Raw genomic sequence first — 23898 nt, 5'->3', positions numbered from 1 at the left:
TGAGCGTGCCTGTTGCAGTACGGCGCTGGCGGCTTGCGACCCCAACATTAGCCCTCATCCGCGTCGTCGGTCGCTTCGATCACGTCAACACTGGTGGAGCCAATGCTCAGGAAGTCGTGGCCGGCAAGCATTAGCCAAGTCCCGTCCGGTTGGCGCCGGCACGAAACGACCCGTGGGTACTGCCGACCGGAAAGATCGCGCGCGAGTGCCTGCTCATCCGGCGGCAGATGCGCGAGCCACTCGCCGGCGTCGCCGGACCACTCGTCTGTAGAATCGCGCTCGCGCTGATACACGATGTGGGCGATCACATCGCCGTCGGCGACAGCTCCCAGTGCAACGTAGTTGTGCATGCCAGATGCTTGCTCGAGCGAAAGTGTTGCAGCGGCCTCGGAAATGTTCCCGTCGTCGGCCATACGCCTGACCTGGCGCTGAAAGGACCGCCCCTCGATCCACTCAACGAACGCCTCGGCTGGGCTGAGCCTCAGCAGGTCCGCCAAGCTGGCGACGCCAGGCAATTGCTCACGAAGCTGACGCTCGGGATCGGAATGCTTCCGGTGCTGCGCCAGCATGTATTCGGCCGCCTCGCGCGGCATGCCGGGCCAGTTGCGCAGATAGAACTCAACGGAGATCTCCCGCTGAGATTCGGAGGGCGTTACCTGTTCGATAAGGTGGCGATGGAAGCCAGCAACGCTTGCGGGGTCGCAGAGGGCCGCAGCGGCGGGCCAGTCCGCTCGGTTGAGCGCGTCGGCCGCGGCCGTGAATAACGCGATTGGGTCAGTGTGCGTCATGGAGCCTCGCGTTTCATGACGCGCGACCTAGGTCCTTCAAGTTCCCGCTGATCCAGTCGCGCATTCGACGCCGATGTTGGGAGGTCGCGCGCTCATGATCCTGCAGTTGTGATATGCGAAGCAGAAGCTTGCGTGGTTCGATTAGTCCTTCAGCGAGAAGTATACGGACGAAGTCTTTATCCCTCTCGCGCCATGCGACAAGCTTGCTCACCGCCAAGTCATGCGCTTCGAGACACCATCCCGTCTTGTCTCGGGTGTTATTGCTGCGCACTGCAATCGCGCGTCGCTCCCAGCCACTGGGAAGGGTTGCGGCCTCGATCCCGACACCGTGCACGTAGAATCCATAGGTTTGATGGAATAGCGACAGCTCACCAAGATTAGCGTCGATAGCATCAGTCATGTTTGCTGCGCTCACGGGGGCCATGTCAGCCTCTCCGGACTGCCTCAATGATGACGGAGCGTCTGGGTATTGTCCGAGGATTGACTGAGAGCCGAATACGTAAACGGCGGCGTCTCCAGAAACATCGCAGGCGGCTCGAATTGCGTGCTCGAGTTCTTCACGTGTCACATTACCCCTTACCTGGTTCGACGCTCAACGCGAATGGCTGCCCGAACTTCGCCGTCATTCTGCGCCGAAAGCACGGCTTTCCGCTCACGCGGCGTGAGTAAATCGAAGGCGGGGAGGGTCTGGCGAAGCCGATCAGCGCGTTCACCCCGCTCCGTGAGAAACCGCTGAAGGCGGCTGGGCGACATTGTCGAAAAGATTCTTATCCATTCCTGAAGTTCCCGTTGCTCCTGGGGGGAAGCACTCTTCGCGCGCTTCATAAGCTGGCGCCGTGCTAACCGTGCGAGGCTGGGATCCCATCTCAGCTTTGCGGCAACTCCAACAGCGAGTCGGCGCGCGTTGCTGTCGTGATCCTGGTGCATGCGACTTTTGCGCGACGGGCGCACTTGGTCATTGACCAGTGATGCAGGAGGAACACCGCTCAGGAGGATGACGTCGCTCAGAGTGTCCAATACTTCCTGAGGCCTGGCACTCAGCTCGCTTCGAGTTTGAGCATGGACCTCGAACTGAACATCGAAAACTTTCTCAATACTCTCGAGTTCTTTTGATATGCGATCGACCATCGCAGGAAGGGTTTTTGGATGACTGAGCACAAACAGTGGTATCGAATCCAGGAGACGATCTTCGTTTGCCAGAACCGGGCCCTCCACCCAGGCTGCTATCGGTGGGGGTTGCACGTCCCGTAGATGTTCGCGAAGGGTTTCAATGAGTTGTTCGACCCGACTGCGTTCTGCCTGAAAAAGCGCCGCCAGTGGTCTTGCAAGTGGATGAGATTTGCGAAAGCTGACTTGCCGCAGTGCACCTGCGCCCACGAATGCAACGACGCCGGTTTCTTCCAGCCCTTTCAAGACGGGGTACACGCTGGTACGGCCGAGCCGGGCGCGGCGTGCGAGCTCCCCTGCCGCAAGCGGTATGCCCGCCATCACAAGTTCTCGGAGCACGCGTACGTTCGCCTGCGCCCCGAGAATGGAATTCAATGGGGCACGAAGTGCCGATTGGGGTAGGCGGGCCTTCACGAAATGGGTTGGATTGAAGAGTCTCGTGTCTGTCATAACATACGTATGTCTTGTTTAGCAGACAAGTGTCTTATGAAATAGACAATCGGAATCTGGGGTGTAAAAAGTCGAACTCCCGGTTTTTCGCCTCCCCCGGGATGTCAGAGGCATAACTGGTGTTGTTCTACGTACATTTGTTTAGCGAACCGCCGGGCTGAGCACTCCGCAGGACACCACGCGATCCCGATCGGCCCGCGATGCAAGCGCGATGACCGAATGAACCGGGCCAGCCGGAATGGACATTGGAACCGTTAGCGAAAGCTCTCCGGTTCCATCGGACCGCGCGCTGATTACACGGTACACTGCCTCGAGACCCAGAGCCGGCCCACCCTCGCCGCACTGACCGGCGCGAATTTCCCACGGCAGCTCTGAATTCATCGGCGCGCCGCGGATCGAGATCACCACGCGCGATCGGTCGGTGCCAGACGGCGTCAGCTGCACGGTACCGAACACCCGGGAGTTAACGGCGTTGAGCGTGGCCACAAGTGGAGATGCTGCAACGCCAACTGAGGCCGCTGGATCATCAGCGCCGGAGGCTGCCGGAGCAGAGGCACAGGCTGGCACGACGAGGCACGACCCGAGCGCCCAACCCCGCGACCGGGCAGCGCACTTAACTTTATGCGTGATGCCCGACGATTCATCGAACCTCCCTGCGAAAAGCGCTCCGCTCAACCGCACCGCCATCGAGCGCGTACTGGCTCGTGCCGCCGAGCTGCAGGTCGCGAACTCCGGCGCAGACGCGAGCGAGATGCTTACCGAATCGCAACTCATAGAGATCGGGAAGGAAGCGGGCATCAGCCAGACCACTCTCACGCAGGCACTGGCCGAGGAGCGGTCGAGAATCGATGTACAGGAGGAACAGGGGTTCGTCGCCGGCATCACCGGTCCGGCAATCGCAACCGCATCCCGTGTCGTGCGTGGCACTCCCCCTCAAGTACTCAGCGCTCTCGACAACTGGATGCAACGCGAAGAATGTCTGCGGCTCCAGCGCCGCTTTCCCGATCGCATCACATGGGAGCCCAAATCAGGGTTTCTGGATACGATCCAGAAAAACCTCAACATCAGCGGTCGCGGCTATCATCTCTCGCGCGCCAGCCAGGTCGCGGGCACGGTGGTCCCTGTGGATGCCCATCGGGTTCTCGTGCGACTCGATGCGGATATCTCCGAAAGCCGCGCAGCTCGCGTCCGAGTCGCGGGCTCGGCGCTTGTGGCGGGGATCATTGGCAGCGGTGCTGTCGCGACCCTTGGCGCAGCACTGGTTGTGCCTGAGCTCGCGCTCTGGCTTGCGGCAGCCGCTGCACTTCCGACACTCGCCGGTGCGGGCGCTGGCTACCAGATAGGGAAAGGTCACCGCCAGCTCGTCCTGAAGGCACAGATGTCACTCGAGCAGACGCTGGATCGCCTTGAACACATCAGCTCCCCACAGAGAATCAAGTGAGCGAAATCAGAAAGGTTGGAGTACTCGGCGGTGGACTGATGGGGAGCGGCATCGCGCAGGTGTGCGCACAGGCGGGGTTCGAGACGATTGTGAGAGAGATATCGGACCCGCTCGCCGAAACATCCCGCAGGAGCATCGAGAAAGTCCTCGGCAAGGGGATCGAGAAAGGAAAGGTCACTCCGGAGGAACGCGATGCAGCATTGGCAAAACTTGCCTTCACGAGCGACATCGGCGCGCTCGGCGAATGTGACATTATCCTCGAGGCAATTGCCGAAGATCTGACGCTCAAGAATGGGTTGTTGAAAGAGCTGAATGACATGTGTAGCGGGGAAACGATATTTGCCTCGAATACCTCGAGCCTTACGATTGCGGCAATGGCCGCGGCGAGTGGGCGACCGGATCGTATGCTCGGCCTCCATTTCTTCAATCCCGTTCCGCTGATGAAACTGGTCGAAGTGGTGCGCACGATTACCACCAGCGACGAGACAGCCACGACGGCGTTCGGCTTTGTGCAGACGCTTGGGAAAGAACCGATCCAAGCAAGGGACAGCTCGGGATTCGTCGTCAACCTGCTGCTCGTTCCTTATATGCTCGATGCGATTCGCGCTCTCGAGGGTAACGTTGCGACTGTCGCGGACATCGATAAGGGAATGCAGCTCGGCGCGGGCCATCCGATGGGACCATTTACCCTGCTGGATTTCGTCGGGCTCGACACCTGCTACAACATCGCGGAGATCATGTTCAGCGAGTACCGTGAAAAGCGCTACGCGCCGCCGCCGCTGCTCAAGCGGATGGTTCTTGCCGGGATGTTCGGACGTAAATCCGGGAAAGGCTTTTATGATTACGCAGAAGATCCGCCGCGGGTAAGCGCGCTTGGATTGTGACCGCCTGTCACCTGCCTCCTCGCGATCTTCGCGGAGTGTATCGTGACGACCCGGATGCGCGGGCGGTGTACTCGGAAGCGGCGGGTATTGGCCGGATAGTACCGGCCGCGGTCTGCGTTCCCGCTGACGCCAACGATGTGATCACCATCGTGCGGTGGGCAAGCGAGCGATCATTGACGCTTATCCCGCGCGGATCGGGGACAAGCATGGCGGGTGGGGCTATTGGGCCCGGTGTGATTGTCGACCTTAGCCGGATGAACCAGATCGGCGAGGTTGACTGCGAGACGCGCAGTGTGTGGGTGGGACCGGGCGCGTTGCGTGGGGCGACGAACGAAATAGCCGGGACGCACGCCCTTCGAATTCCGGTCGACCCGTCGAGCGGCAACTATTGCACGATCGGCGGAATGGCATCGACAAACGCCGCTGGCGCACGGACCCTCAAATATGGCGCGACCCGGCCATGGGTACTGGCGCTCGACTGTGTGTTCGAGGATGGATCCCGGGCCACGATCGCCCGTGGGGAACCGTTGCCTGAGGGCGTGCCCGCGATCGAGCGTTTTCTCCGCGAGGCGCGGGACGGGATTATTGCCGCAACGCGCTCTGAGCCACTCGACCATCGCGGCGTCTGCAAGGAGTCATCCGGGTACGGCCTCAACGAGTACGCTGCCAGCGGCGAGCTTGTCGATCTGCTTGTCGGGAGCGAGGGCACGCTGGTGGTCATCGTGGGTGTGAAGCTCAGTCTCATACCGCTCCCTGGCGCAACGAGCGGTGTGCTCGCCGCGTTTGCTTCGCTGGAAAGTGCGGTGAGTGCGGCGGCGGAAGCGAGAGCAAGCGGATCCAGCGCGTGTGAGCTGCTCGACCGCACATTTCTGGACGTTGCCTCAGATCCGGCTGGCACGGCGCTGCACAGGGTGGTCGCACTTGACGAAATACCTTTCGGCACCGAAGCAGTTCTTCTGGCGGAAGTCGAGGGAGATACCCCCGGGGCCGCCGCCAACTTTGCACATGTTCTGGCTGGCGCGTTCACCGCTGCAGGGGCAACGATGACTCGCGTCGCTGTCAGGGCCGAGGAGCAACGCGAGATCTGGGAGCTTCGGCACGCGGCAAGTCCGATTCTCTCGCGGCTCGACCCGTCGCTCAAATCGATGCAGTTCATCGAGGATTGCGCAGTGCCTCCGCATAACCTGGCTGCGTTTGTACGCGGAGTCCGGCAAGCGCTGGAGGCTCGGGGAATTCGAGGAGTGATTTTCGGACATGCGGGCGACGCGCACATGCATGTGAACCCGCTCATTGACGTGAGCCGTGCCGACTGGCGTCACTCCGTTGCCGGGCTTCTGGAAGATGTAGTGCAGCTCACCGCGAGCCTTGGCGGGACACTTGCCGGCGAGCATGGCGATGGGCGGCTTCGCACGCCTCTCCTCTATAAGATGTGGCCGAGGGACACACTACACCTTTTTACCCAGGTGAAATCTGCGTTCGATCCGCGCGGCGTATTGAATCGCGGCGTCAAGATTCCCCTTCCCGGCCAGCAGTCACTCGGCGACATAAAGTACGATCCCGCTTTGCCGCCGCTTCCGCCTGCGGCGCGGTCGGCGCTCGATCTCGTATCCTCCGAACGCGGATACGCGCGCCCCCGGCTTTCGTTGCTCGGTCAGGCCGAGTAGCTTTGCGGCTCTTCCGCTTCCCCCCCTTTGGCATTTCCCCCCACACGCCGTGATTTTTCTAGAGCCCCGCGTCACGCTTCTCTCTCGCCCGTCGTTCGCAGAGCCGGAGCATCTTCCTGTTGCTTGGCTCGGAGACAGCACCGACGGTGAGCGTCTCGCTGAATTCGCCGGGCGGCTCTGCTACATGAGCCAGAAAAATCCAGCCGGCCGCGCGACCAGGGATTACCTCGAGAATATCAAGAAGCAGGGGCACGGCAGCGTACTCGAGCACGCGAATTACTCGCTGCTTCTCGAGGGCGTCAGCCGGTCGCTGACCCATGAGCTCGTCCGCCATCGGGCGGGCTTCGGCTTCTCACAGCTCTCTCAGCGATACGTCGACGAGTCCGAGGCAAACTTCGTGATGCCGCCAGCGATCCTCGGTGACGAAAGTCTCTCAGCCGCGTGGCAGGCGCAGATAGAATCGGCGCAGAAGAGCTACGTCGCACTCGTCGACCAGCTCATGCAGCGATACTCCTGGGTGGGCGACAAGATTCATCGCCGGAAAATGGCGCGCGAGGCAGCACGCGGAGTCCTGCCAAACTCTACAGAAACAAAGATCGTCGTTACCGCCAACGCGCGTGCGTGGCGGACGATGCTCGAGCTCCGTTCGAGCGAAGGCGCGGAATTCGAGATCCGCCGGTGCGCGATTGCGATGCTTCGGTTGCTTCAGCGCGAAGCGCCGGGCTTCTTCTCGGACTTCGAAGTTTATCAGGCGCCAGATCGGGCCGAAGCCGCCCGGATCAGCTATCACAAAGTGTGAAGCGGTTGGCGATTCCCCCCTGCCTGACGGCATCATCGAGATTGAAAAGTCGCGAGCGAGAAACAGCCGGGTAACACGCAAGAATTTTCGGCGGTGCCCGCTTCGTTTTCTCTCTGCTCCCTCACAGAAAAAACTCGCCGGCAAAATATTTTTCAATCGTCGCGATTAACGATTGCGTGACATTCGCGCGTGGTTTATATACCCGTCAACGTGAATATTCACAGCGCTTTTTCGTAGCGACCGAATGACTCGAATCGGCTTCGCTTTCAATCAGAAACCCGAGGCTTTCGAGCCGGGGAAAGCCGACGAATCATCGGCTCGAAGCGCCTTCCCGGCCGACAGCGAATCGTCTCAGGACGAGGAACCGCCGAGTAGCGACGAGTTCGCCGAGTGGGACAGCCGCGAGACGATAGGCGCCGTCGCCGCCGCACTTTCGGAGCTGGGCGAAGTGATCCTGCTCGAAGCGACCGAGGAATTTCCCCAGCGGCTGCGCGAAACCCGCCCCGACATCGTATTCAACATTGCTGAGGGGACCCAGGGTGTGAACCGGGAGGGGCACGTCCCGGCAATCTGCGAATTCTATGGGATCCCATATACTGCCAGCGACCCACTCACCCTGGCACTATGCCTCGACAAGGCGCGCACCAAGGAGCTTCTCACCTGGCATGGCGTTCCCACAGCGCGGTTTGCGGTGGTGTCGGAGGTCTCCGACCTGGCCGGGCCTGCATCTTCGCTGCAACTGCCGGCTTTCGTCAAGCCGATCCGTGAAGGCTCCTCGAAAGGAATTACCGAAGCCAGCTTCTGTCGGACCCGCGCCGAGCTTGCCGCCCGGACTGGTTACCTGCTCGAGACTTATCGTCAGCCGGTAATCGTCGAGGAATATCTTCCGGGCTCGGAATTCACCTGTGCGGTGCTCGGCAACGGACGCGACGCGAAGGTTCTGCCTATCGTTGGCATCGACTTCGCGTCGCTGCCTGACGGCGCGCTTCCGATTTACGGATTCGAGGCGAAGTGGATCTGGGACCGTCCCCAGCAGCCGCTCAAGATGTTTGATTGTCCAGCCATCATCGATGACCGCCTCAGGCGGGCAATCGAATCTGTGACGCTCGACGCGTATCGTGTGCTCGGCTGCCGCGACTGGTCGCGGATAGACGTGCGACTCGATGCCGCCGGCGCGCCGAATGTGATAGAAGTGAATCCCCTTCCCGGAATACTTCCCAACCCTGCTGACAACTCCTGCTTTCCCAAAGCGGCGCGCGCGGCAGGTATGAGTTACCACGATCTGATTCAGACCTGCCTGAAGCTGGCCGCCGCGCGGCAGCATGTAGCGCTCGGCAAGTCGCAGCCAGGCAGTCGTGCAGTGAAGGCTGTCAGCAGGTCAAGGGCAGCTTAGTCGTCATACCGGAACGGACACAGCACTAACCGGGCGACACATTGTCGCTCGTTCAGGAGATCACTTTGACCAGCGCCGCTCAGGCTAGCGGGCAGGGAGGCGGAGCATGAAAGTTGGAATTTTGTTTGACGGAGTATCAGCGCTCGGCGCCAAGCCCGACCTGCTGATCCTCGGGGCGGTCGAAGCGGTTGAAGATGCCATTTCTGACTGGGGCCATGACCACGTCCGTGTGCCGGTCAACCCGGACGGCCGTTGGGTGGAACGTGTGCGCCGCGCAAGATTCGATCTGGTATTCAACCTCTGCGAGGGAATCGATGGCGTCGCCTCGTTAGAGCCGGTAGTGATCTCGGTACTCGAGCTGTTCGGCATTCCCTACACGGGGAGCTCGAGCACCACCACCGCACTCTGCCTCCGCAAGAACGTCGTCAACACGCTTCTCGACCGGGCGAGACTGCCGGTTCCACGCTGGACGCTGGCACGACGCGGGGTTGATGTCGCCAGCGTCGGCTATCCGTCCATCTGCAAACCAGCGGCTGAAGATGCATCGATCGGCATCGAGCAACGGTCGGTTGTGCGGAGCACACGTGCGCTCATGGCGCGGGTTGAGGCGATGCACGAACGTTGGGAGGAGATCCTCGTTCAGCGCTACATCGACGGCCGCGAGGTCAACGTCGGCATCGTCGGAGATGAGATCCTGCCGATCGCGGAGATCAATTTTGGCGCCATGCCGCGGGGTATGTGGCGCATTGTTTCGTATCGGTCGAAATGGGTGACGGGCAGCGACGAAGATCTGGGAGCGACCCCTTCATGCCCGGCCGATCTTGCGCCCGAGTTGACGCGTGAGCTCGAACGCATTTCGCTTGCCGCCTGGAAGGCGGTGGGTGGCCAGGGCTATGGCCGTGCCGACTTCCGCATCGATAGCTCGGGGCGCCCCTGGCTGCTGGAGGTGAATCCGAATCCTGACATCTCTCCGGGAGCGGGTCTCGCGCGGATGGCCGGAGTGGCGGGCATGGATTACAACATGCTCGTCCGCCGCGTTTGCGAACTAGCGCTCGCACCGCGCGCCGACGTGTCCGTGGACCTCTGGACTCGCTCATTGAAGTTGTCGGGACTTGGCTGATGCCGGTGATGAGAATCGGCGAGATCGATGCTGGCCGGCGAGACCGGATCGGTGCAATTCTCCAGGCAACCGGCATGTTCCGCGACGAAGAAATAATAGTTGCGATCGAGCTGTTCGATTCGGCGTTGGCTCAGTCTGCTGGCGCGCTTGCTGCAAACGAGGCGAGCACAATGAACCATCCTCCTGCCAGTTCCGATTACTTCTTCCTCGGCGCCTTCACCCCGGAAGATGAACTGGCCGGCTTTGCCTGTTACGGGCCCACTCCCGGCACTGACCGCACGTACGATCTGTACTGGATCGCCGTCGATCCCGCCGCGCAGGGGGCAGGTAGCGGAACCACCCTCCTTTCCGAGGTTGAACGAAGGCTCAAGGGACTGAACGCCAGAATGCTGGTAGTCGAAACATCGTCCCGATCCGATTATGTCGCCACGCGTGGCTTCTACATGCACCGCGGGTACGTCGAGGCCGCAGTCGCGCATGAGTTTTACGCGCCAGCGGACGACCGGATCACATTCATAAAACGCCTGCAAAGCCGCGCTGCCGCTCGAAATGAGCGAGGAGCGCACGGAGTGATGGTACAATGAGCGAGTGGCAGAGAATCCTGAAAGACGAGAGCATTGCGACTCTTGACAAGCTGCGCGAGAAGTTCGGCGACGCTATCGATGTCGAAGCGCTGCGCCCCGCGTTCGAGAATTTCCAGATGCGCATCACGCCCTCGGCGCTCGATGCGATAAAGGAAGTCGGCGATCCGATGTGGCAGCAGTACATACCGACCGTCGAGGAGCTGGACGTCGTTGATGGGGTCATCGATTCGCTCGACGAAGACGGCGACTCACCCGTGCCGAACATCACGCACCGGTACCCTGATCGGGCTCTCTTTCTCGTGAGTCCCGTCTGCGCCACATACTGCCGCTTCTGTACCCGAAGGCGAAAGGTCGGAGATCCCGAAAAGATTCCGCTCAATCAGTACGAATCAGCGTTCCAGTATCTGCGTGAGCACACAGAGATCAGGGATGTGATCTTGAGCGGTGGCGACCCGATGATGCTCAGCGACCGGCGGTTGGAATATCTGTTCCAGCAACTGCGGGCGATCCCGCACATCGAGATCATCCGCATTGGCAGCCGCATAACTTCGCACCTGCCGGAGCGGATCACGCCCGAGTTCTGCGAGATGGTGCAGAAGTATCACCCGATTTTCATGAACACCCACTTCAATCATCCGGATGAACTGACGCCGGCGGCGGTCGCGTCGCTCGACAGGCTGTCGAAGGCTGGTGTCTCACTCGGATGCCAGACGGTGCTTTTGAAGGGAGTGAATGACGATCCGAAGGTAATGATGAAGCTGATGCACGAGCTGCTCAAGGCGCGGGTGCGTCCATACTACATCTACATGGCCGATCAGGTGGCGGGCGGCGAGCACTTCCGGACGACCGTGCAGAAAGGGCTTGAGATCATTCAGGCTCTGCGTGGCTGGACGTCGGGACTCGGAGTTCCGCAGTTCGTGATCGACGCGCCGGGTGGCGGGGGCAAGGTGCCGTTGCTGCCAGAGTATGTGGAGGAGATCAACGACGACGAAGTGGTATTCCGGAATTATCAGGGGCAGCGATTCACATACAAACAGCCACGGCAGCTTGTGACAGCGGACGCCACTGATCGTGACGCCGCGGCTGCTGCGGCCGCGGAATCCGGCGTCGTTTCAATTCAGCGCGCGAAGAAAGTGGGGGGCATGCGTCCGCGGCGCAGAAAAGCCTCAGGCGAGTAGTTCGGTTCAGCAGGCCGAGCCATGCTGGTTGCGCGGGTTCGAATCGCATATCAGCCCGGAGCTGGCATCTGTCCAGCTCGGGCTTGTGGCGTTAGCTTAGTTGTCCTGACTCGCCGGATCCACCGCGGCGTTTCGCGCCCCTGATATGTCCGCCGCTTTGAGCGCCGAGCTCACTCCCCTCGCCCCTGGTAGCACCGAGGCCCCGACGATGCTGTCGCGCTCGCGCTGCGTCATGTCTTCTCTCGACCGAGTATTCGCGGGCGGCGCGGCGCAAGCCGTCATCGCGACAGCGGCGATCAGCACCCATATGGCAGCTATTGGCATACTCGATTGACGGATCACCATCGCCGGCCGTAACGAACCTCGCTCAGGCTTAATAGCAGTTATTTGGGCGAAACCAGTCAGTTTTTTTGGTTACCCTCAGCGTAACAAGCACGCGTGGTCGAGAGGCAAGATCGGTAGTGATATTTAAGGTTCCCCGATTCGCGGCGAGTATCTCGTAAAGTCCGCCGAGGTTGGGGGATTCTTCGCCAGGGCGCTGGTTCAGGCTCCCGCTCGAGATTGGCAGTGTCGCGCCCTGATACAATGGTATCTCCACCAACCGGTCCGTTGGATTATCCGACTTCACCAGTGCGACTGACAGGATATGGCCCTTCAACTCGGATCCCAGGAGGGTGAGCTCGAGTGTCTTGTAGCGTAGAGGTCCTCTAACAGCCCCGACCACCACCTCAGCGTGCACTGCTTCAAATCCGTTTTCAAGGGCAATGCCTGAGGATTTGACCGACCGTTGCTCGTATGTACAGCCCGTGAACAGTTCGCACCCTTGGAGGAAAAGCAGTCCGGCGAGAATGCCGGCCCCGGGGAGTTTCATTCGGTTCACCTCCCCGCCTTCACCGGCCTCAGCGTCAGATCCTGAAAATCAAAACTGAAATCGATGTTCGGCGACACGCCCTGCATCTTCGCCCGCGCGATTGTCGCATCCGGATTCAGCGCAAAACTCACGAACGCATCCGCGCGCAGAGTCCGGTCGGTCCATCGCGCAATAAAGGTGTCGTGCTGCCAATGCACGAGCTCCCCCGTCAGCGACGGTGTTGCACCAAATCGCATGAACAGCTTTCCATTCTCGAGAACGATATTAACGTCGCCATACCAGGGGTCGCTGTACTTGCCCGCGTATCCCGCAAGGGGCAGCGACGGTCTCGACGACGTATCCCGCGCAGTCACCGCCGCTTTCTCCGCTGCGGCGTCAGCCGCGCGGCCGCGGTCTTCGAGCTTCCTGTAGATGCCGACGTAATCCACCGGCGCCACACCCAGATAGTGATCGACGATTCGATATGAGATCGCGTTGAACGCGCTTCCGGATTCCTGATTGGTGAGCACGACGACGCCCAGCCGCAGCTCCGGAATCATGGTCACCTTCGACAGATACCCCGGGAGGCCACCGGTATGCGACAGCATCTGGCGCCCGCGATAGTCCCGGACACCCATGCCGAGCGCGTATCCGTTGAAACTGTATCGGTGGAATGCGAGCTCGGGTGCCGGCGCGCCGCCCGGTATCGGCGTGACTATCGTCCATAGCTGGCGCGTTGTCGCAGGTTGGAACAGGCGGGAACCATTTGTGAGGCGACCTGAGTCGAGCTGAACAATCAGCCACCTGGCCATATCGTCGGAGCTGGAGTTGATGCCACCGGCAGGATTGGTGTTGTCACTGATGAGAGGTGGGACGAGCCTGAGCGTTCCGTCCACTTCCGCGTGAGTACCTGCGACATTGTCGTCCTTGCCCGCACCGGAATGGCGAACGTTGCTGCCGCTCATGCCGACCCTTGCCAGAATCCGCTTGTCGACGAAATCCTCCCAGGTCAAACCGGAGACCGCTTCGATCACCTCGCCGGCGACAGTATAGAGCACGTTGTCGTACGCATACGCATTCCTGAACGACGTCGCCGGGGGGATGAACCGAAGCCTCCTCACGATTTCCTTGCGGTCGTACGTCGACTCAGGCCACCACAGCAGGTCACCGGCGCCGAGTCCAAGCCCGCTGCGATGCACCATCAGATCGCGAATAGTGAGCTCGCGCGTGACGTAAGGATCGTACATCGCGAAACCGGGCAGGTAACGGATTACCGGTGCGTCCCATTCGAGTTTCCCTTCTTCGACTAGCAGGCCTAGCGCGGTCGCGGTGAAGATCTTGGTGTTCGACGCAATACCGAAGCGCGTCCTGGCATCGACCCGGGCCGTTTCTTTAAGAGTGCGAACGCCATAACCTTTCGAGAGAACGACCTTCCCGTCCCTGACGATCGCGAGGCTCAGGCCGGGCACCCGGAACTCCTGCATCACACGCTCGACGAACTGATCGATGTTGGGCGGAGCCGCATTGGGCTGCGCGGACACCATGTTGCTGCGCGCGAGCAGCAGATGTCCTGCAATCGCAACCGTACGCCGGTTCATCGTGCAGCTCCCAGTTTTGCGGAGAAGAATGGCAGCATCTTCGTTTCGATCCTCGACCGGATGCGGCTGCCGTGAGTGCCATCGTAAAGTTCGAACATGTGGGGCACGCCGAGGCCGGTCAGAACCCTGTCCAGCTCGGCGGCATTTAGTGGAATGTCGCGAAACCCGTCGGCGCTGCCGGCGTCGAATGCGACACTCAAGCCTCGCAAGGAGGCAGCGTGACTGTGCGCCATTGTAAGGGGTCCCATACGCCATCGCGTGGCCACGAGGCTGTCCAGAACAACGCTATCGCCCGACAGACGATACGGAAAGTCAACGAAAAACGGCGGCTTCGCGACGTTGGGAGAATTCACGGCCGCGAGCGCGAAAAGGAGATTCGTGTAAAAACCCGCCTTGGCGAATTTCTGCCTGTCGTCGAGCGCAATGGCTGTCCGCCAGCGAGCAGCCGCGGCCGCATCGAGCGAGTCACCCCACCATGCAAGGCAGCAGGCGCTCAGCCCGTAGATCGCGGAAAATGTTTCGGGATGGCGCATGCCGATACGCAGCGCGCCGTACCCGCCCATCGAGTGACCGGCTATCCCGCGACCTTTCGCATTGCGAACTGTACGATACCTGCGATCGATATGCGAGACGAGGTCGCGAACGATGAAATCCTCCCAGTTGCCTGTCACGGGAGAGTTGGAATAGAAGCTCCCATCGTATGCATTTCGCGCATTCGGCGTCACGACGATCATTTCGCGAATCGTGCCGCCGCGGATGAGACTGTCCATCGACAACCGGATGTTGAGATTCTGATACGCGCCCCTCATGAATGCGCGATGGTCCGCGGCGAATCCGTGGAGCAGATAGACCACCGGATACCGGCGGCGGGGATGGGTACCGTAGGTTGGCGGCAGATAGACTGTTGCCGCCCTGCGATCCGGGTCTCCCACAAGGTTAGCACGGAGCGACGGAGCCAGGACCATGTCGATGTGGGTGACACCGCCTGGCTGCGCACTGACGACGGAGTTCGCACCCGAGAGAACGACGGTCAGGGCGAGAAGCGTGACAGTCTGCATTCGCGAAATCATCTGGCTGGGATCAAACCTCTCAGCAGACTGGGCCGGTTGGTAAACATTCCGTCAACTCCCATCGCGAGCAATGCAGCCATCTCGGCCGGATCGTCGACCGTGTAGGGATGAACGAGGAGCCCTTTCGAGTGTGCACTCTCGACGAACGAGCGATCGACAATCGAGCGGTGTGGCCCGATTCCGGAGGCGTATGCACGGATCGAATCGAGCGCTGCCGGCGCCTTGGCTGACAAGAGCTGCCCGACCAGCTGAATCAGCACCACTCCGGCATCCAGCTCTCGGACGCGCCGCACGCTTGGCGCATCAAACGACTGGATCAAAACCCGTGGCCGCCCGTTCGCAGGCCCGCCAAGTCCCCGATCATTCAGCAGTTTGATGAGCGCTGCCTCGATGCCGGGGTACTTTTGGGGATCCTTGATCTCGATGTAGTAGCGTGTCCTCGACCCGTAGCGGTCGATGACCTCCGAGAGAGTCGGGACTCGAAGTCCCACGTACGCCGCATTCGCGCGCAGCGGATACTGGGCATTGAACCACGCACCCGCGTCGCAGGTTTTCACTTCAGCGAGGGTTTTGTCCGAAACGGCCCCAGTGCAGGCGCCTGCGGGTCCTCGCGTCGTCCGGTCGAGGGTCGAGTCGTGTATGACCACCAGCACGCCGTCGCGCGTGCGATGAACGTCCTGCTCGATGTAATCCGCTCCTTCCGCGAGCGCCAGATCGTAGGCCGCCAGCGTGTGCTCTGGCGCTGCGTAGGACGACCCGCGGTGTGCGATGACAACCGGGTCTGAAGAAATGGTCGGACCGACAGCTTTCGTGCCTGAACAACCTGCTGCGCTGATGACAAATGCGACTGCAGCAAGCCTCCGCAGTCGTGGCAGAATCGCCGCACCATCGTGAGCAAGTGGCATTCTGTATCCGCGTTTGCAGACCTCGATGGGCATGAGGAACTATAGCAAGCCGGACCGCTTCAGGCTCAGCGATTGTTCACTGCGGAAAAAAGAGCCGCCCTCATCGGGCGGCTCTTTCACTGCTCAGTCTGACAGGTCAGTTGTCGGTCTGATCTCCTTCGTTGTCATAGGCAAGTGCATCCGCCTCGCGAAATCGATTGAGAATGCTGCCGACGAGATCCGCGCCTTGGCCACTGATGCTTGTGGCTGTCGTCCAGCTTCGCTGGAACCACGCACCAAGGTTCAGCGTCTCTTCGACACTGCCCGGGGCGCCTGCCTGTGGCTCTGGCGCAACGGGTACTCCGTGAAGCTCCATTGTTCCCTCCGTGGAATTGTTTCTGTCGTACGCCTGCAAAGCAAACAAGTTTCACGACGCATCGTGATAAGATAATCGCCAGCACTGTCTTGACGATTGGCGGGAGTAACAAGTGACACCCACGTTACCACCCCGCAGCCAAATGCCATCGTGCAGCAAGCGTCTCGAGCACGCAGCACCGAGCGCCGGCCCATCGCGATTATCTGATTGCTTCGGGATCTATCCCGCGAGTAGCAAAAATCCTCGCTACCGCGTCGCCGATCTTGTTGTTGGGGGTGCTCGCGCCGGCTGTTACTCCCACGCGTACCGGCCCGGGCCGGGCGAGCCACCCGGTGGCGGTCACATCGGTTTTTGACCCGGGCGGGAGATGGCGGATACTGGCTGTCATGGGATCAATCGCCGACGCATCCTCTACGTGATACGCCGTGACGGTCTCGGCGCACAAAGCAGCGAGCGAAATGGTGTTGCTCGAGTTGTAGCCGCCAATTACGACGACCATATCAAGGGGCTGCCGCAACAGCTCCACCACGGCGTCCTGACGCTCCTGAGTTGCACTGCAGATGGTGTCAAAGCTGCGGAAGTTTGCGGCTGCATACTCGACTCCCCTGCTTCGCGCCATCGCTTCGCGAACTTCGCCGCCAATCGCAAGTGATTCACGAGCCAGCATTGTCGTCTGATTGGCCACGCCGATCCGCTGGAAATCCCGCACCGGATCGAAACCCGCCGATGCTGCGTGCGAGAAGCGACTCATGATGTTTTCATTCGTCACCCGGCCCTCGATGAAGTCGCACACGACGCGAGCCTCTTCCATGTTCCGCACCACGAAGTGCGGGGCGTTCGGATACTTCGCCGCCTGCGATGCCGTTGCCCTGGTTTCCTCGTGGTAATATTTTCCGTGAATCAGCGATGTGAATCCGTCCCGCGCATAACCTTCGACTCGTTTCCACACGTTGAGGACGGACCCGCAGGTGGTGTCGACCATCACGCACCCAATTTCCCGCAGTCGCTCGAAATCGTGAATGGTTACGCCGAAGGCCGGCAGGATCACGACGTCTGTGGCAATGACGCCGCTGTAGTCGATGCCGTTGCTGCCAACCTCCAGAATCTCCACTCCCATGTCCCGCAGCTTGCCGTTCACATGCGGGTTGTGGATGATTTCACCAGCCAGGTAAACCCGGCGGCCGGGAAACTTGCGGCGGGTTTGATAGGCGTAATCGACCGCCCGTTCGACTCCGTAACAGAAGCCGAATTCCCTTGCCAGACTCAGAGTCACTTCGCCCGAAACCAGGGTGAAATCGCGCTCCCGCAGCAGATCGACAAGGCGCCCGTTATAATCAGAGGCGAGCTCTCCCTGGACATCGGCTTTGAGCCCGAACCCCTTGCGGAAGTAGACTTCCGGACTCGCGACTGGCCCCGGCGCCACTTGCGGCCCGGCTGACAGAGCCGTCGGCCGCGGGCCACCCGGTGATGATTTCTCTAAACGCGAGTCTGGCATATCAGTCAATTTAGTGACCGCGATTCGCCCGCGCCGATTCCGGCCGTGGCCGCAGACGGCAACGCACACATCACCGATACTGTGATGGCCCGAGCGCTGACTCGGCCGCGCGCCATTGCCAAAGGGGAGTCGATTGGCGTGGTCGCTCCATCGTACTCCCCACGGGAGGGGCAGCTCGCGCGTGGAGTGAAGGCTCTCGAACGCGCAGGGTATAAGGTGATACTCGATCCCGATATCCTCGAGCTGCGAAGATTCGAGCGGCATCAGGATGAACGCCGGGCGTCGAATTTCATGGGGATGTGGCTCGATCCGAGGGTCAAGGCGGTAATCGGGAGCACAGGTGGATATGGCGCGACCCGCATGATTCCATACCTCGAGCCGGAGATATTCCGCCTGAATCCGAAGATCTTCGTCGGATACTCCGATATTACGGCGCTTCATCTGTGGCTTATGCGGCAGGGCGGGCTGAGAGTATTTCACGGGCCGACAGTGGACGATCTCATTCCCGTTGCACGCGATCCGACGATGAGCTCATTGTTGACAGCGTTGACGACGCCGAGGCCCACCACCCGATTCGGCCGGGAAGTGTCGCGCGCCGTTAACCGCGGGCGCGCGACGGGGCGGCTTACCGGCGGCAACCTCTCGCTGGTTCAGCAGTCGATTGGAACTCCGTACGAGATCGACACCCGCGGCGCAATCCTTTTTCTCGAGGAGACCCGCGACCCGATGTCCGTCGCGGATGAGCGGATAGTTCATCTACGCGCGGCCGGCCTGCTGAGGGACGTGAAGGGAATCGTTTTTGGCCACCTCTCGCTCGACCGGTCCGAGGAGGATGAGTTCGAGGATTTCCTGCTGGACCTTCTATCGGACCTCGAAGTACCGATTCTGATGGATTTTCCCGCTGGCCACGAGGTGCCGAATCTCGCGCTTCCGTTTGGGACGGAAGTCGAGCTGATGGTTGACTCAACCACGGGGTGGATCACTTACCGTGAAGACGCACTTTCCACGACCGAGCCAGTGCCGCTTGCCGACGATATCGCGGGTGCGGTGCAGACGAGTGAGGCCGTCAGTCCCTAGGGCGACAATGCATGAACAGGTCGGCATGACGCGTTAGCCCACCGGCGACCGCCCCCACGTTTCAATCGCCGCCCAGTGTGTCGTCAACGGCTGCGCACCAGAAGTGCAGCAGCATCAGATGAACTTCCTGGATGTGTTCGCTATCGGCGCTCGGAACGGCAAGGACATGATCCGCATCCACGCCGATCAGTCCGGCCTCACCAGTCAGCGCGATCGTCGTTGCCCCCCTTACCTTCGCAGCGCGGAGAGCCCGCGTGACATTCTCCGATTTTCCGCTGGTGGTAAGACCCACCGCAACATCGCCCGGCCCGGCAAAGGCTTCGATCTGGCGCTCGAACAAAGTTTCGTATCCGAAATCATTGCTGATGCATGTGATCGTCCCGGCGTCGCCCGATAGCGATATGGCGGGGAATGGCCGCCGCGTCTTCTTGTAGCGGCCCACGAGCTCCTCCGCCAGATGACTCACCTGAGTGGAGCTGCCGCCATTGCCGAAAGCGATGATCATGTTCCCCGCCCGCAAGGCGCGAACTATTGCATCAGCGGCCGCCGGCGCGTGCGGCGCCAGCGCTGTAAGGCTCGCCTCGACGACCTGCTGATGCCGCCTGAAATGCTGGTCGAACGTTTCTGTCATCGTCCGCGAAACTTACGCTTCCCGCCTCCCGCCCGTCCCTTTCCGCCGGGACCGCCGGAATCGCCAGAACCACCGGAACCGCGCGGACCACCGGAACGCCCTGATCGCTTCGCACCGCGCACCTGCGGTCTGCCCTTCGATGAATCTTCCCGCCCCCGCGAGTCTCCTGAACTGCCCCTTCCCCCGCGCCGCCCCTTGCGCAACCCTTGCGCCAGTTCGCGGGCCCTCGTTTCATCGTCCCAGGTTGTGTCATCCGGCTGCGCATCATCGTCCACTTCATCCGGCGACCAGGGCCTGGCCAGCACTTCCTGGAGCTCATCGAGCGTATCAGCCCGAATCGCGCCGCGCTGCCCGCGTATCACTACGAACCGCAACGCGCGGTCGAGAACCGGCAGCTCCGCCTCGGCAATCGACCGCGCGATTTTCTCAGGCAACCTCAACCGCGCCACGGCGACAAGCGACTGCCCGGCTTTTTCGACATCGTAGTCGATGTCGATTTCGCGGTCACGAATGAGAACGCTGTCCGGCAGGGCCGCGTAGAGGTCCCGGGTCTCACGTGGTAAGAACGCGTCGGCGTCGAGGGTCAGCCGGGCGTTTCGAAAGTCATTCATCGAATTGATGCCGGCCAGTCCCCGCTCATACCACGCAGTCACGTCCGCGAGATCGAGACGAGGCGTTTCGCCGCCCGACCGCCTGTACGCCTGTCGAATCGATTCGATTGCCGCCCGGTTCCGCTTCACCGACGCATGCTTCACCTGCCCCCGCGCCAGCGACTCTGCCAGCGCTTTCCGCGCGCGACCGGCAAACTCCTCCGGGAATTCCTCGAGCGGCTCGGTATCACGGTCCAGCTCGAACCCGAAGTATTCAAGCGTTCGCTGCACCACGAGCTGCCCGCCCTTCCGCCGCGTATCGTACGCCACATCGGAGACCCCACGCGTGGCGTACCGGCGGATGAGCTGCATGGGAATCTGTGTGCCCTCGATACCCGCGCGCGGATTGCCCGACCGATCAGCGAAATATCTCAGCTCGCCGGCGATCGGACCCCAGCTGCCGCAGACGCTCGTTCGCGAAACCCGCGCCTCGTCGCCATCCTTCGTTCGCTCATCGATCACAAGATCGAACGGCATGAAACGCGCGAGAAGCCCGGCAAACTTTCTCAACGTATCGTCGCGTCCAACGGGCATCTTTGCAGGAAGATCCATTTTCAGCCCACGGAACACACTCGCCATCCCCAGCGCCGCGTCCTCGATCGCCTTAACGAGAACCCCGCGGCGTTCTGCCCATTGTTCAATGCTGTCATCGAAAAGCTGCCTCGGCAGCCCATAAACCTCGCCCACGTAGCCGCAGCGCGTGAACGCTTCGGCGTAGAGATTATACGCCGTGAGGTGATCGCTGCCGGGAACTACAAGGCCGGCCAGATCGCGCTCATCACGAGTCATTCGGTGCAGCGACTCCACCGAGCTCATTACCGCGATGTACGGCACGAGCTCGTCGTCTGCGTTCACGAGAAGCTCGGCCCACGCACGGTCCACGGGCAGGGCTTCGACTGACTTGCCGTATGTCGACAATCGCCCATTCTCGATCACACCACGCCGTTCCAGATGCGCGATTGCCTGTTTGTATGCGACGCGATCGAGAGGGACCGGCAGGTCGAGATTCTCCACGTCCACCCCCAGATCCGCACACGTCATCGCCACCCGTTCGGAATCTCCGGCCAGCTGGAACTCGGGTGCCGTCGGCTGGAGCGTTTCGAACTGAATGTCCCGGTCGGAGAGGATGAACACCTTTCCTCCCTCGACGCGGCCGTGAACGCGCCCGGCCATCTGCAGGATCTCGTTCGCACCAAGGTGCATCTTCGTGAGCACGTTCTTGCCGCGTTCGATGACGTTGCCGAACCGTGTGTCATCGATCACAACGGTATCAAGACCTTTTACATTCAGCGCGCTCTGGCCAGCGGCCGTCATCGCCAGAAAATAGGGTTTGCGCTCGTCGCTCTCGAGAAAGGGCCGGATGATTCTCACCGGTTCACCGCCGTGATAATACGCGGTGTTGATGCGAGGGAATCGGGTTTCCACTTCCGCCGCTGCCTCTTCGACACCCTTGCGGGTGGGCAAAAACATTCCGACCCCGCGGCGCTGCTTGATGACCTTGAGCAGAAACCGTTCATCCAGGAACTCGACTGGATCCTTGCGAATGACTTTTACCTCTGCCGCGCGGGCAGGATCGAAAGCGGAGCTCTGCAATACCTCGGCAGCATTCAGATAGCGCGCATAAAAGCTCGGGTCGACAGTCGCCGACAGCCAGATGAACCTGCACCCGACCCGCTTGCCGAGTGCGAGACACAGCTCCAGCTCAGCGGATGTCTGATGAATTTCGTCGACGATCAGCGTGTCGGATGCGAGTATGTCACCGTCCTGAAACCACCTGCGCGCAATACCGGTGGTGACGATGATGACGTTCCAGGTCGGCGTCTCGGGAGTGGCCTCACGCTCCCGGTTGACCACTCCGATACGCAGGTCGGGGGTACGCAGGATCGTTTCCGCGATCGGCCGGATCGACAGCGTCTTGCCTGTACCCGTTCCCGCAACGATTCCGAACCCCTTGCCCGCCGCGGCAAGTTGCCTGATCTCCGTTCCGTGCTGCTGTTCGAGAACGGTTTGCAATCGCAGCCCGAGCGCCAGCTCGATGGTCTCGCATGCGGCGCGTGTTGGTGCAATGACGATAATGCGCCCTGTCGGTGGGTCGGCCGCGATGAAAGCATCGTGGTCTGGCGGCAGGAACTGATCGCGAACGGTGCGCATTACCCGGCAACTTGCATAAAAAAGGCCCCGGGAGGAATCGTCCCCCCGGGGCCCTGTCCTTCGCGATCTACTTGTTCTTGTTCTTCTTTTCTTTTTTTGCCTTCTTGGAACGGTCGTCGCGTCCGTCGCGATCCCGGTCTACCCGGCGGTCATTGTCATCGTCCCGGCCGTCGCGGTCCCTGTCGATCCATGGATCGCGGGAATTCCGTCGGCCATCATTGTCCCGGTCACGATCCCGGTAGATGACGTTTCCGTTCTGGTCACGGCGGACATCGTTGCCGTGCTGCCCGTCACGACCCAGAACCTGCCGGTCGACTACGATATACCTTCCAAACGAATCGCGTCGTGCGCGCTCGAGGGTAACGCTGCCATTGGAGTCAACGCGGCGGCGAACGTAGATACGATTACCATTGCCGTCGGTGCCTTCCTGGCGCCATTCGCCGTCGTTGCGATTATCCGATCCGCTTCGATTGGGATCCCACCACGGCCCGTTGCTGCCGTTGTTGCTCCCATTGCGATCGCGATCGTCGATCCGGCCGTCACGGTTGCGATCGTAAACACGGTCGCGGTCGTCGATACGCCCGTCGCGATTGCGATCGTATACGCGGTCACGATCATCGATCCGTCCGTCTCCGTTCCGATCGTAAGGACGATCGTTGTTCCGCGTGTTGCTGCCGTAAATCACCCGCGCATTCCGGGGCCGGTTCCTCTCTGCAGTAGTGCAGTCGGTAGGGCGAGGCTGTCTGCCTGGCGGAACGCCGTCGATCCAGATGCGGCACAGTCCGGCGGGTGGATACTGGCCCGGTGGAATTCCGTCAACGTTACGACCTCTGCCCTGGGCATCGAGCGGTGCAGTGGCCGCGGTCGCCGCGACGAGTCCAAGTACAATTGAATAGCGCCTCATGTTGATTCTCCGTTAATAACCAGGGGTGGACGAATCGTCCTTGTCGGACTTGCCTTTCTTTGGCTTGTCCTTTCCACGGCGGCGAACATCTTCGCCGAAAATCACAGTGCCGTTAGCCGGACGATTGCGCACAGCCGTAACACAGTCGGTTGGAGCTGGCTGCTGACCCGCAGGAACGCCGTCAATCCAGATCCGGCACATGCCGGCAGGTGGGCGATAAGCGGCTGGCACACCTTGCTCATACTGAGGAAATCCACCGGGAATCCCCCGGGGGAGTCCTCGCGGAAAGCCTTGAGCGCCCGCCTCGCTCCCCAACGCCAGAATCCCGGCACCGAAGAGGGCGAAACGCCATCTATTGATCTTTCCCGCAGTCACCCGCGAGAACGTGAAGATTCTCATGATGACCTCTATTTGCAGGAGGGGTGCCAGTTGGCCGGGAATACACATATCGTTGCTGGGCATCGACTTAGCAACTTGTGTTGCCTCATTGGCTGGCCAGGTATGTCTCCCGACAGGGACACTTTCTGATCGAGTAATGGACGCTTGCGCGCCTAGCTTGCACGTGACTCCATCAACATAAGAATCTCCCCGGGCTTTGCGTGTCGCCCGAGCTTCGACTTCTCGAAAATTGGCACGCTATCCAGCAGAACTTCGAATCTGCCTCCGTGCGAAGCAATCAGCGTCACGATGGCATCAGCGTAGCGTTTGGTTATTTCAGCCACCAGACCGGTGGCTCGGGGTTCA

General features: G+C 60.9%; 24 protein-coding genes and 1 pseudogene. 9 read left to right on the top strand and 16 right to left on the bottom strand.

What is annotated here, in order from left to right:
* Positions 1 to 47: 47 nt before the first annotated feature.
* From WKF55_12665 to WKF55_12650, 4 genes are all read right to left on the bottom strand, one after another.
* On the bottom strand, positions 48 to 788 hold the full coding sequence (locus tag WKF55_12665) for a hypothetical protein (protein ID MEJ7760429.1): 741 nt from the start codon (positions 786 to 788) through the stop codon (positions 48 to 50).
* Between the two features lie 13 nt (positions 789 to 801).
* Positions 802 to 1356, bottom strand: a complete 555-nt coding sequence (locus WKF55_12660; protein ID MEJ7760428.1) for a DUF6036 family nucleotidyltransferase — start codon at positions 1354 to 1356, stop codon at positions 802 to 804.
* Positions 1357 to 1364: 8 nt separating this feature from the next.
* Positions 1365 to 2405 (bottom strand): hypothetical protein, encoded by a 1041-nt coding sequence (locus WKF55_12655; protein MEJ7760427.1) that lies wholly within the window; start codon positions 2403 to 2405, stop codon positions 1365 to 1367.
* A 141-nt stretch (positions 2406 to 2546) separates the two neighbouring features.
* A complete protein-coding gene (locus WKF55_12650; GenBank protein ID MEJ7760426.1) occupies positions 2547 to 2891 on the bottom strand; it encodes a hypothetical protein in 345 nt (114 codons plus the stop codon).
* Positions 2892 to 3033: 142 nt separating this feature from the next.
* Between WKF55_12650 and WKF55_12645 the strand changes: the two genes are divergently transcribed.
* The 8 genes from WKF55_12645 to WKF55_12610 all read left to right on the top strand — a co-directional run bounded on the left by WKF55_12645 (position 3034) and on the right by WKF55_12610 (position 11468).
* The gene (locus WKF55_12645) at positions 3034 to 3846 is read left to right on the top strand and encodes a hypothetical protein (GenBank protein ID MEJ7760425.1); all 813 of its coding nucleotides are present in this window, start codon (positions 3034 to 3036) and stop codon (positions 3844 to 3846) included.
* Positions 3843 to 4730 carry a 3-hydroxybutyryl-CoA dehydrogenase gene (locus WKF55_12640; GenBank protein MEJ7760424.1) on the top strand — a complete coding sequence of 296 codons (888 nt, stop codon included), beginning with the start codon at positions 3843 to 3845 and terminating at the stop codon, positions 4728 to 4730. Before WKF55_12645 ends, WKF55_12640 begins: the two co-directional genes overlap by 4 nt.
* Before the next feature lie 35 nt (positions 4731 to 4765).
* On the top strand, positions 4766 to 6394 hold the full coding sequence (locus tag WKF55_12635; GenBank protein ID MEJ7760423.1) for an FAD-binding oxidoreductase: 1629 nt from the start codon (positions 4766 to 4768) through the stop codon (positions 6392 to 6394).
* A gap of 49 nt (positions 6395 to 6443) precedes the next feature.
* Entirely contained in the window at positions 6444 to 7193 is a 750-nt protein-coding gene (gene thyX / locus WKF55_12630; protein ID MEJ7760422.1) for an FAD-dependent thymidylate synthase, read from the top strand.
* 244 nt (positions 7194 to 7437) lie between these two features.
* Complete coding sequence (locus WKF55_12625; protein MEJ7760421.1) at positions 7438 to 8586, top strand: hypothetical protein; 1149 nt, start codon at positions 7438 to 7440, stop codon at positions 8584 to 8586.
* A gap of 106 nt (positions 8587 to 8692) precedes the next feature.
* Positions 8693 to 9706 carry a hypothetical protein gene (locus tag WKF55_12620; protein MEJ7760420.1) on the top strand — a complete coding sequence of 338 codons (1014 nt, stop codon included), beginning with the start codon at positions 8693 to 8695 and terminating at the stop codon, positions 9704 to 9706.
* A gap of 8 nt (positions 9707 to 9714) precedes the next feature.
* Positions 9715 to 10290: a GNAT family N-acetyltransferase gene (locus tag WKF55_12615; protein ID MEJ7760419.1), complete on the top strand. Its 576-nt coding sequence runs from the start codon at positions 9715 to 9717 to the stop codon at positions 10288 to 10290.
* Positions 10287 to 11468 (top strand): KamA family radical SAM protein, encoded by a 1182-nt coding sequence (locus WKF55_12610; GenBank protein MEJ7760418.1) that lies wholly within the window; start codon positions 10287 to 10289, stop codon positions 11466 to 11468. Before WKF55_12615 ends, WKF55_12610 begins: the two co-directional genes overlap by 4 nt.
* Positions 11469 to 11564: 96 nt before the next feature.
* Here the strand turns inward: WKF55_12610 and WKF55_12605 are convergent, their stop codons facing one another.
* The 7 genes from WKF55_12605 to WKF55_12575 form a co-directional block, all read right to left on the bottom strand.
* A complete protein-coding gene (locus WKF55_12605; protein ID MEJ7760417.1) occupies positions 11565 to 11792 on the bottom strand; it encodes a hypothetical protein in 228 nt (75 codons plus the stop codon).
* Between the two features lie 49 nt (positions 11793 to 11841).
* On the bottom strand, positions 11842 to 12339 hold the full coding sequence (locus WKF55_12600) for a hypothetical protein (protein ID MEJ7760416.1): 498 nt from the start codon (positions 12337 to 12339) through the stop codon (positions 11842 to 11844).
* 5 nt (positions 12340 to 12344) lie between these two features.
* Positions 12345 to 13916, bottom strand: a complete 1572-nt coding sequence (locus WKF55_12595; protein ID MEJ7760415.1) for a serine hydrolase — start codon at positions 13914 to 13916, stop codon at positions 12345 to 12347.
* Complete coding sequence (locus WKF55_12590; protein MEJ7760414.1) at positions 13913 to 14974, bottom strand: alpha/beta hydrolase-fold protein; 1062 nt, start codon at positions 14972 to 14974, stop codon at positions 13913 to 13915. The genes WKF55_12595 and WKF55_12590 overlap by 4 nt, the downstream gene beginning before the upstream one ends.
* Positions 14975 to 14982: 8 nt before the next feature.
* Positions 14983 to 15891 (bottom strand): glycerophosphodiester phosphodiesterase, encoded by a 909-nt coding sequence (locus WKF55_12585; protein ID MEJ7760413.1) that lies wholly within the window; start codon positions 15889 to 15891, stop codon positions 14983 to 14985.
* 136 nt (positions 15892 to 16027) lie between these two features.
* Positions 16028 to 16246 (bottom strand): hypothetical protein, encoded by a 219-nt coding sequence (locus WKF55_12580; GenBank protein ID MEJ7760412.1) that lies wholly within the window; start codon positions 16244 to 16246, stop codon positions 16028 to 16030.
* 199 nt (positions 16247 to 16445) lie between these two features.
* Complete coding sequence (locus WKF55_12575; GenBank protein MEJ7760411.1) at positions 16446 to 17669, bottom strand: 4-hydroxy-3-methylbut-2-enyl diphosphate reductase; 1224 nt, start codon at positions 17667 to 17669, stop codon at positions 16446 to 16448.
* Positions 17670 to 17786: 117 nt separating this feature from the next.
* Here WKF55_12575 and WKF55_12570 point away from each other — a divergent pair, with 117 nt between their 5' ends.
* Positions 17787 to 18818 carry an LD-carboxypeptidase gene (locus WKF55_12570; protein MEJ7760410.1) on the top strand — a complete coding sequence of 344 codons (1032 nt, stop codon included), beginning with the start codon at positions 17787 to 17789 and terminating at the stop codon, positions 18816 to 18818.
* Positions 18819 to 18879: 61 nt separating this feature from the next.
* Here WKF55_12570 and WKF55_12565 read toward each other — a convergent pair whose 3' ends face one another.
* The 5 genes and pseudogenes from WKF55_12565 to WKF55_12545 form a co-directional block, all read right to left on the bottom strand.
* Positions 18880 to 19449, bottom strand: a complete 570-nt coding sequence (locus WKF55_12565) for an SIS domain-containing protein (protein MEJ7760409.1) — start codon at positions 19447 to 19449, stop codon at positions 18880 to 18882.
* Complete coding sequence (locus tag WKF55_12560) at positions 19446 to 22250, bottom strand: DEAD/DEAH box helicase (protein ID MEJ7760408.1); 2805 nt, start codon at positions 22248 to 22250, stop codon at positions 19446 to 19448. The genes WKF55_12565 and WKF55_12560 overlap by 4 nt, the downstream gene beginning before the upstream one ends.
* Positions 22251 to 22317: 67 nt before the next feature.
* Positions 22318 to 23154, bottom strand: a complete 837-nt coding sequence (locus WKF55_12555; GenBank protein MEJ7760407.1) for a hypothetical protein — start codon at positions 23152 to 23154, stop codon at positions 22318 to 22320.
* 12 nt (positions 23155 to 23166) lie between these two features.
* Positions 23167 to 23553, bottom strand: coding sequence for a hypothetical protein (locus WKF55_12550; GenBank protein MEJ7760406.1), 387 nt, complete (start codon positions 23551 to 23553; stop codon positions 23167 to 23169).
* 152 nt (positions 23554 to 23705) lie between these two features.
* Positions 23706 to 23891: pseudogene (locus WKF55_12545) on the bottom strand (Rdx family protein).
* Positions 23892 to 23898: the final 7 nt, after the last annotated feature.

It is taken from the genome of Gemmatimonadaceae bacterium (assembly GCA_037721215.1).
Lineage (GTDB): Bacteria > Gemmatimonadota > Gemmatimonadetes > Gemmatimonadales > Gemmatimonadaceae > UBA4720.
Note: the sequence above shows the minus strand (reverse complement) of the source record. Positions and strands in the feature narration are given on the sequence as shown.

Excerpts from the sequence above, each read along its gene's own strand:
- WKF55_12665 (MEJ7760429.1), bottom strand. The coding sequence starts at position 788 with ATGACGCACACTGACCCAATCGCGTTATTCACGGCCGCGGCCGACGCG.
- WKF55_12655 (MEJ7760427.1), bottom strand. The coding sequence starts at position 2,405 with ATGACAGACACGAGACTCTTCAATCCAACCCATTTCGTGAAGGCCCGC.
- WKF55_12645 (MEJ7760425.1), top strand. The coding sequence starts at position 3,034 with ATGCCCGACGATTCATCGAACCTCCCTGCGAAAAGCGCTCCGCTCAAC.
- WKF55_12625 (MEJ7760421.1), top strand. The coding sequence starts at position 7,438 with ATGACTCGAATCGGCTTCGCTTTCAATCAGAAACCCGAGGCTTTCGAG.
- WKF55_12620 (MEJ7760420.1), top strand. The coding sequence starts at position 8,693 with ATGAAAGTTGGAATTTTGTTTGACGGAGTATCAGCGCTCGGCGCCAAG.
- WKF55_12615 (MEJ7760419.1), top strand. The coding sequence starts at position 9,715 with ATGAGAATCGGCGAGATCGATGCTGGCCGGCGAGACCGGATCGGTGCA.
- WKF55_12610 (MEJ7760418.1), top strand. The coding sequence starts at position 10,287 with ATGAGCGAGTGGCAGAGAATCCTGAAAGACGAGAGCATTGCGACTCTT.
- WKF55_12605 (MEJ7760417.1), bottom strand. The coding sequence starts at position 11,792 with ATGCCAATAGCTGCCATATGGGTGCTGATCGCCGCTGTCGCGATGACG.
- WKF55_12600 (MEJ7760416.1), bottom strand. The coding sequence starts at position 12,339 with ATGAAACTCCCCGGGGCCGGCATTCTCGCCGGACTGCTTTTCCTCCAA.
- WKF55_12595 (MEJ7760415.1), bottom strand. The coding sequence starts at position 13,916 with ATGAACCGGCGTACGGTTGCGATTGCAGGACATCTGCTGCTCGCGCGC.
- WKF55_12590 (MEJ7760414.1), bottom strand. The coding sequence starts at position 14,974 with ATGCAGACTGTCACGCTTCTCGCCCTGACCGTCGTTCTCTCGGGTGCG.
- WKF55_12585 (MEJ7760413.1), bottom strand. The coding sequence starts at position 15,891 with ATGCCACTTGCTCACGATGGTGCGGCGATTCTGCCACGACTGCGGAGG.
- WKF55_12580 (MEJ7760412.1), bottom strand. The coding sequence starts at position 16,246 with ATGGAGCTTCACGGAGTACCCGTTGCGCCAGAGCCACAGGCAGGCGCC.
- WKF55_12565 (MEJ7760409.1), bottom strand. The coding sequence starts at position 19,449 with ATGACAGAAACGTTCGACCAGCATTTCAGGCGGCATCAGCAGGTCGTC.
- WKF55_12560 (MEJ7760408.1), bottom strand. The coding sequence starts at position 22,250 with ATGCGCACCGTTCGCGATCAGTTCCTGCCGCCAGACCACGATGCTTTC.
- WKF55_12555 (MEJ7760407.1), bottom strand. The coding sequence starts at position 23,154 with ATGAGGCGCTATTCAATTGTACTTGGACTCGTCGCGGCGACCGCGGCC.
- WKF55_12550 (MEJ7760406.1), bottom strand. The coding sequence starts at position 23,553 with ATGAGAATCTTCACGTTCTCGCGGGTGACTGCGGGAAAGATCAATAGA.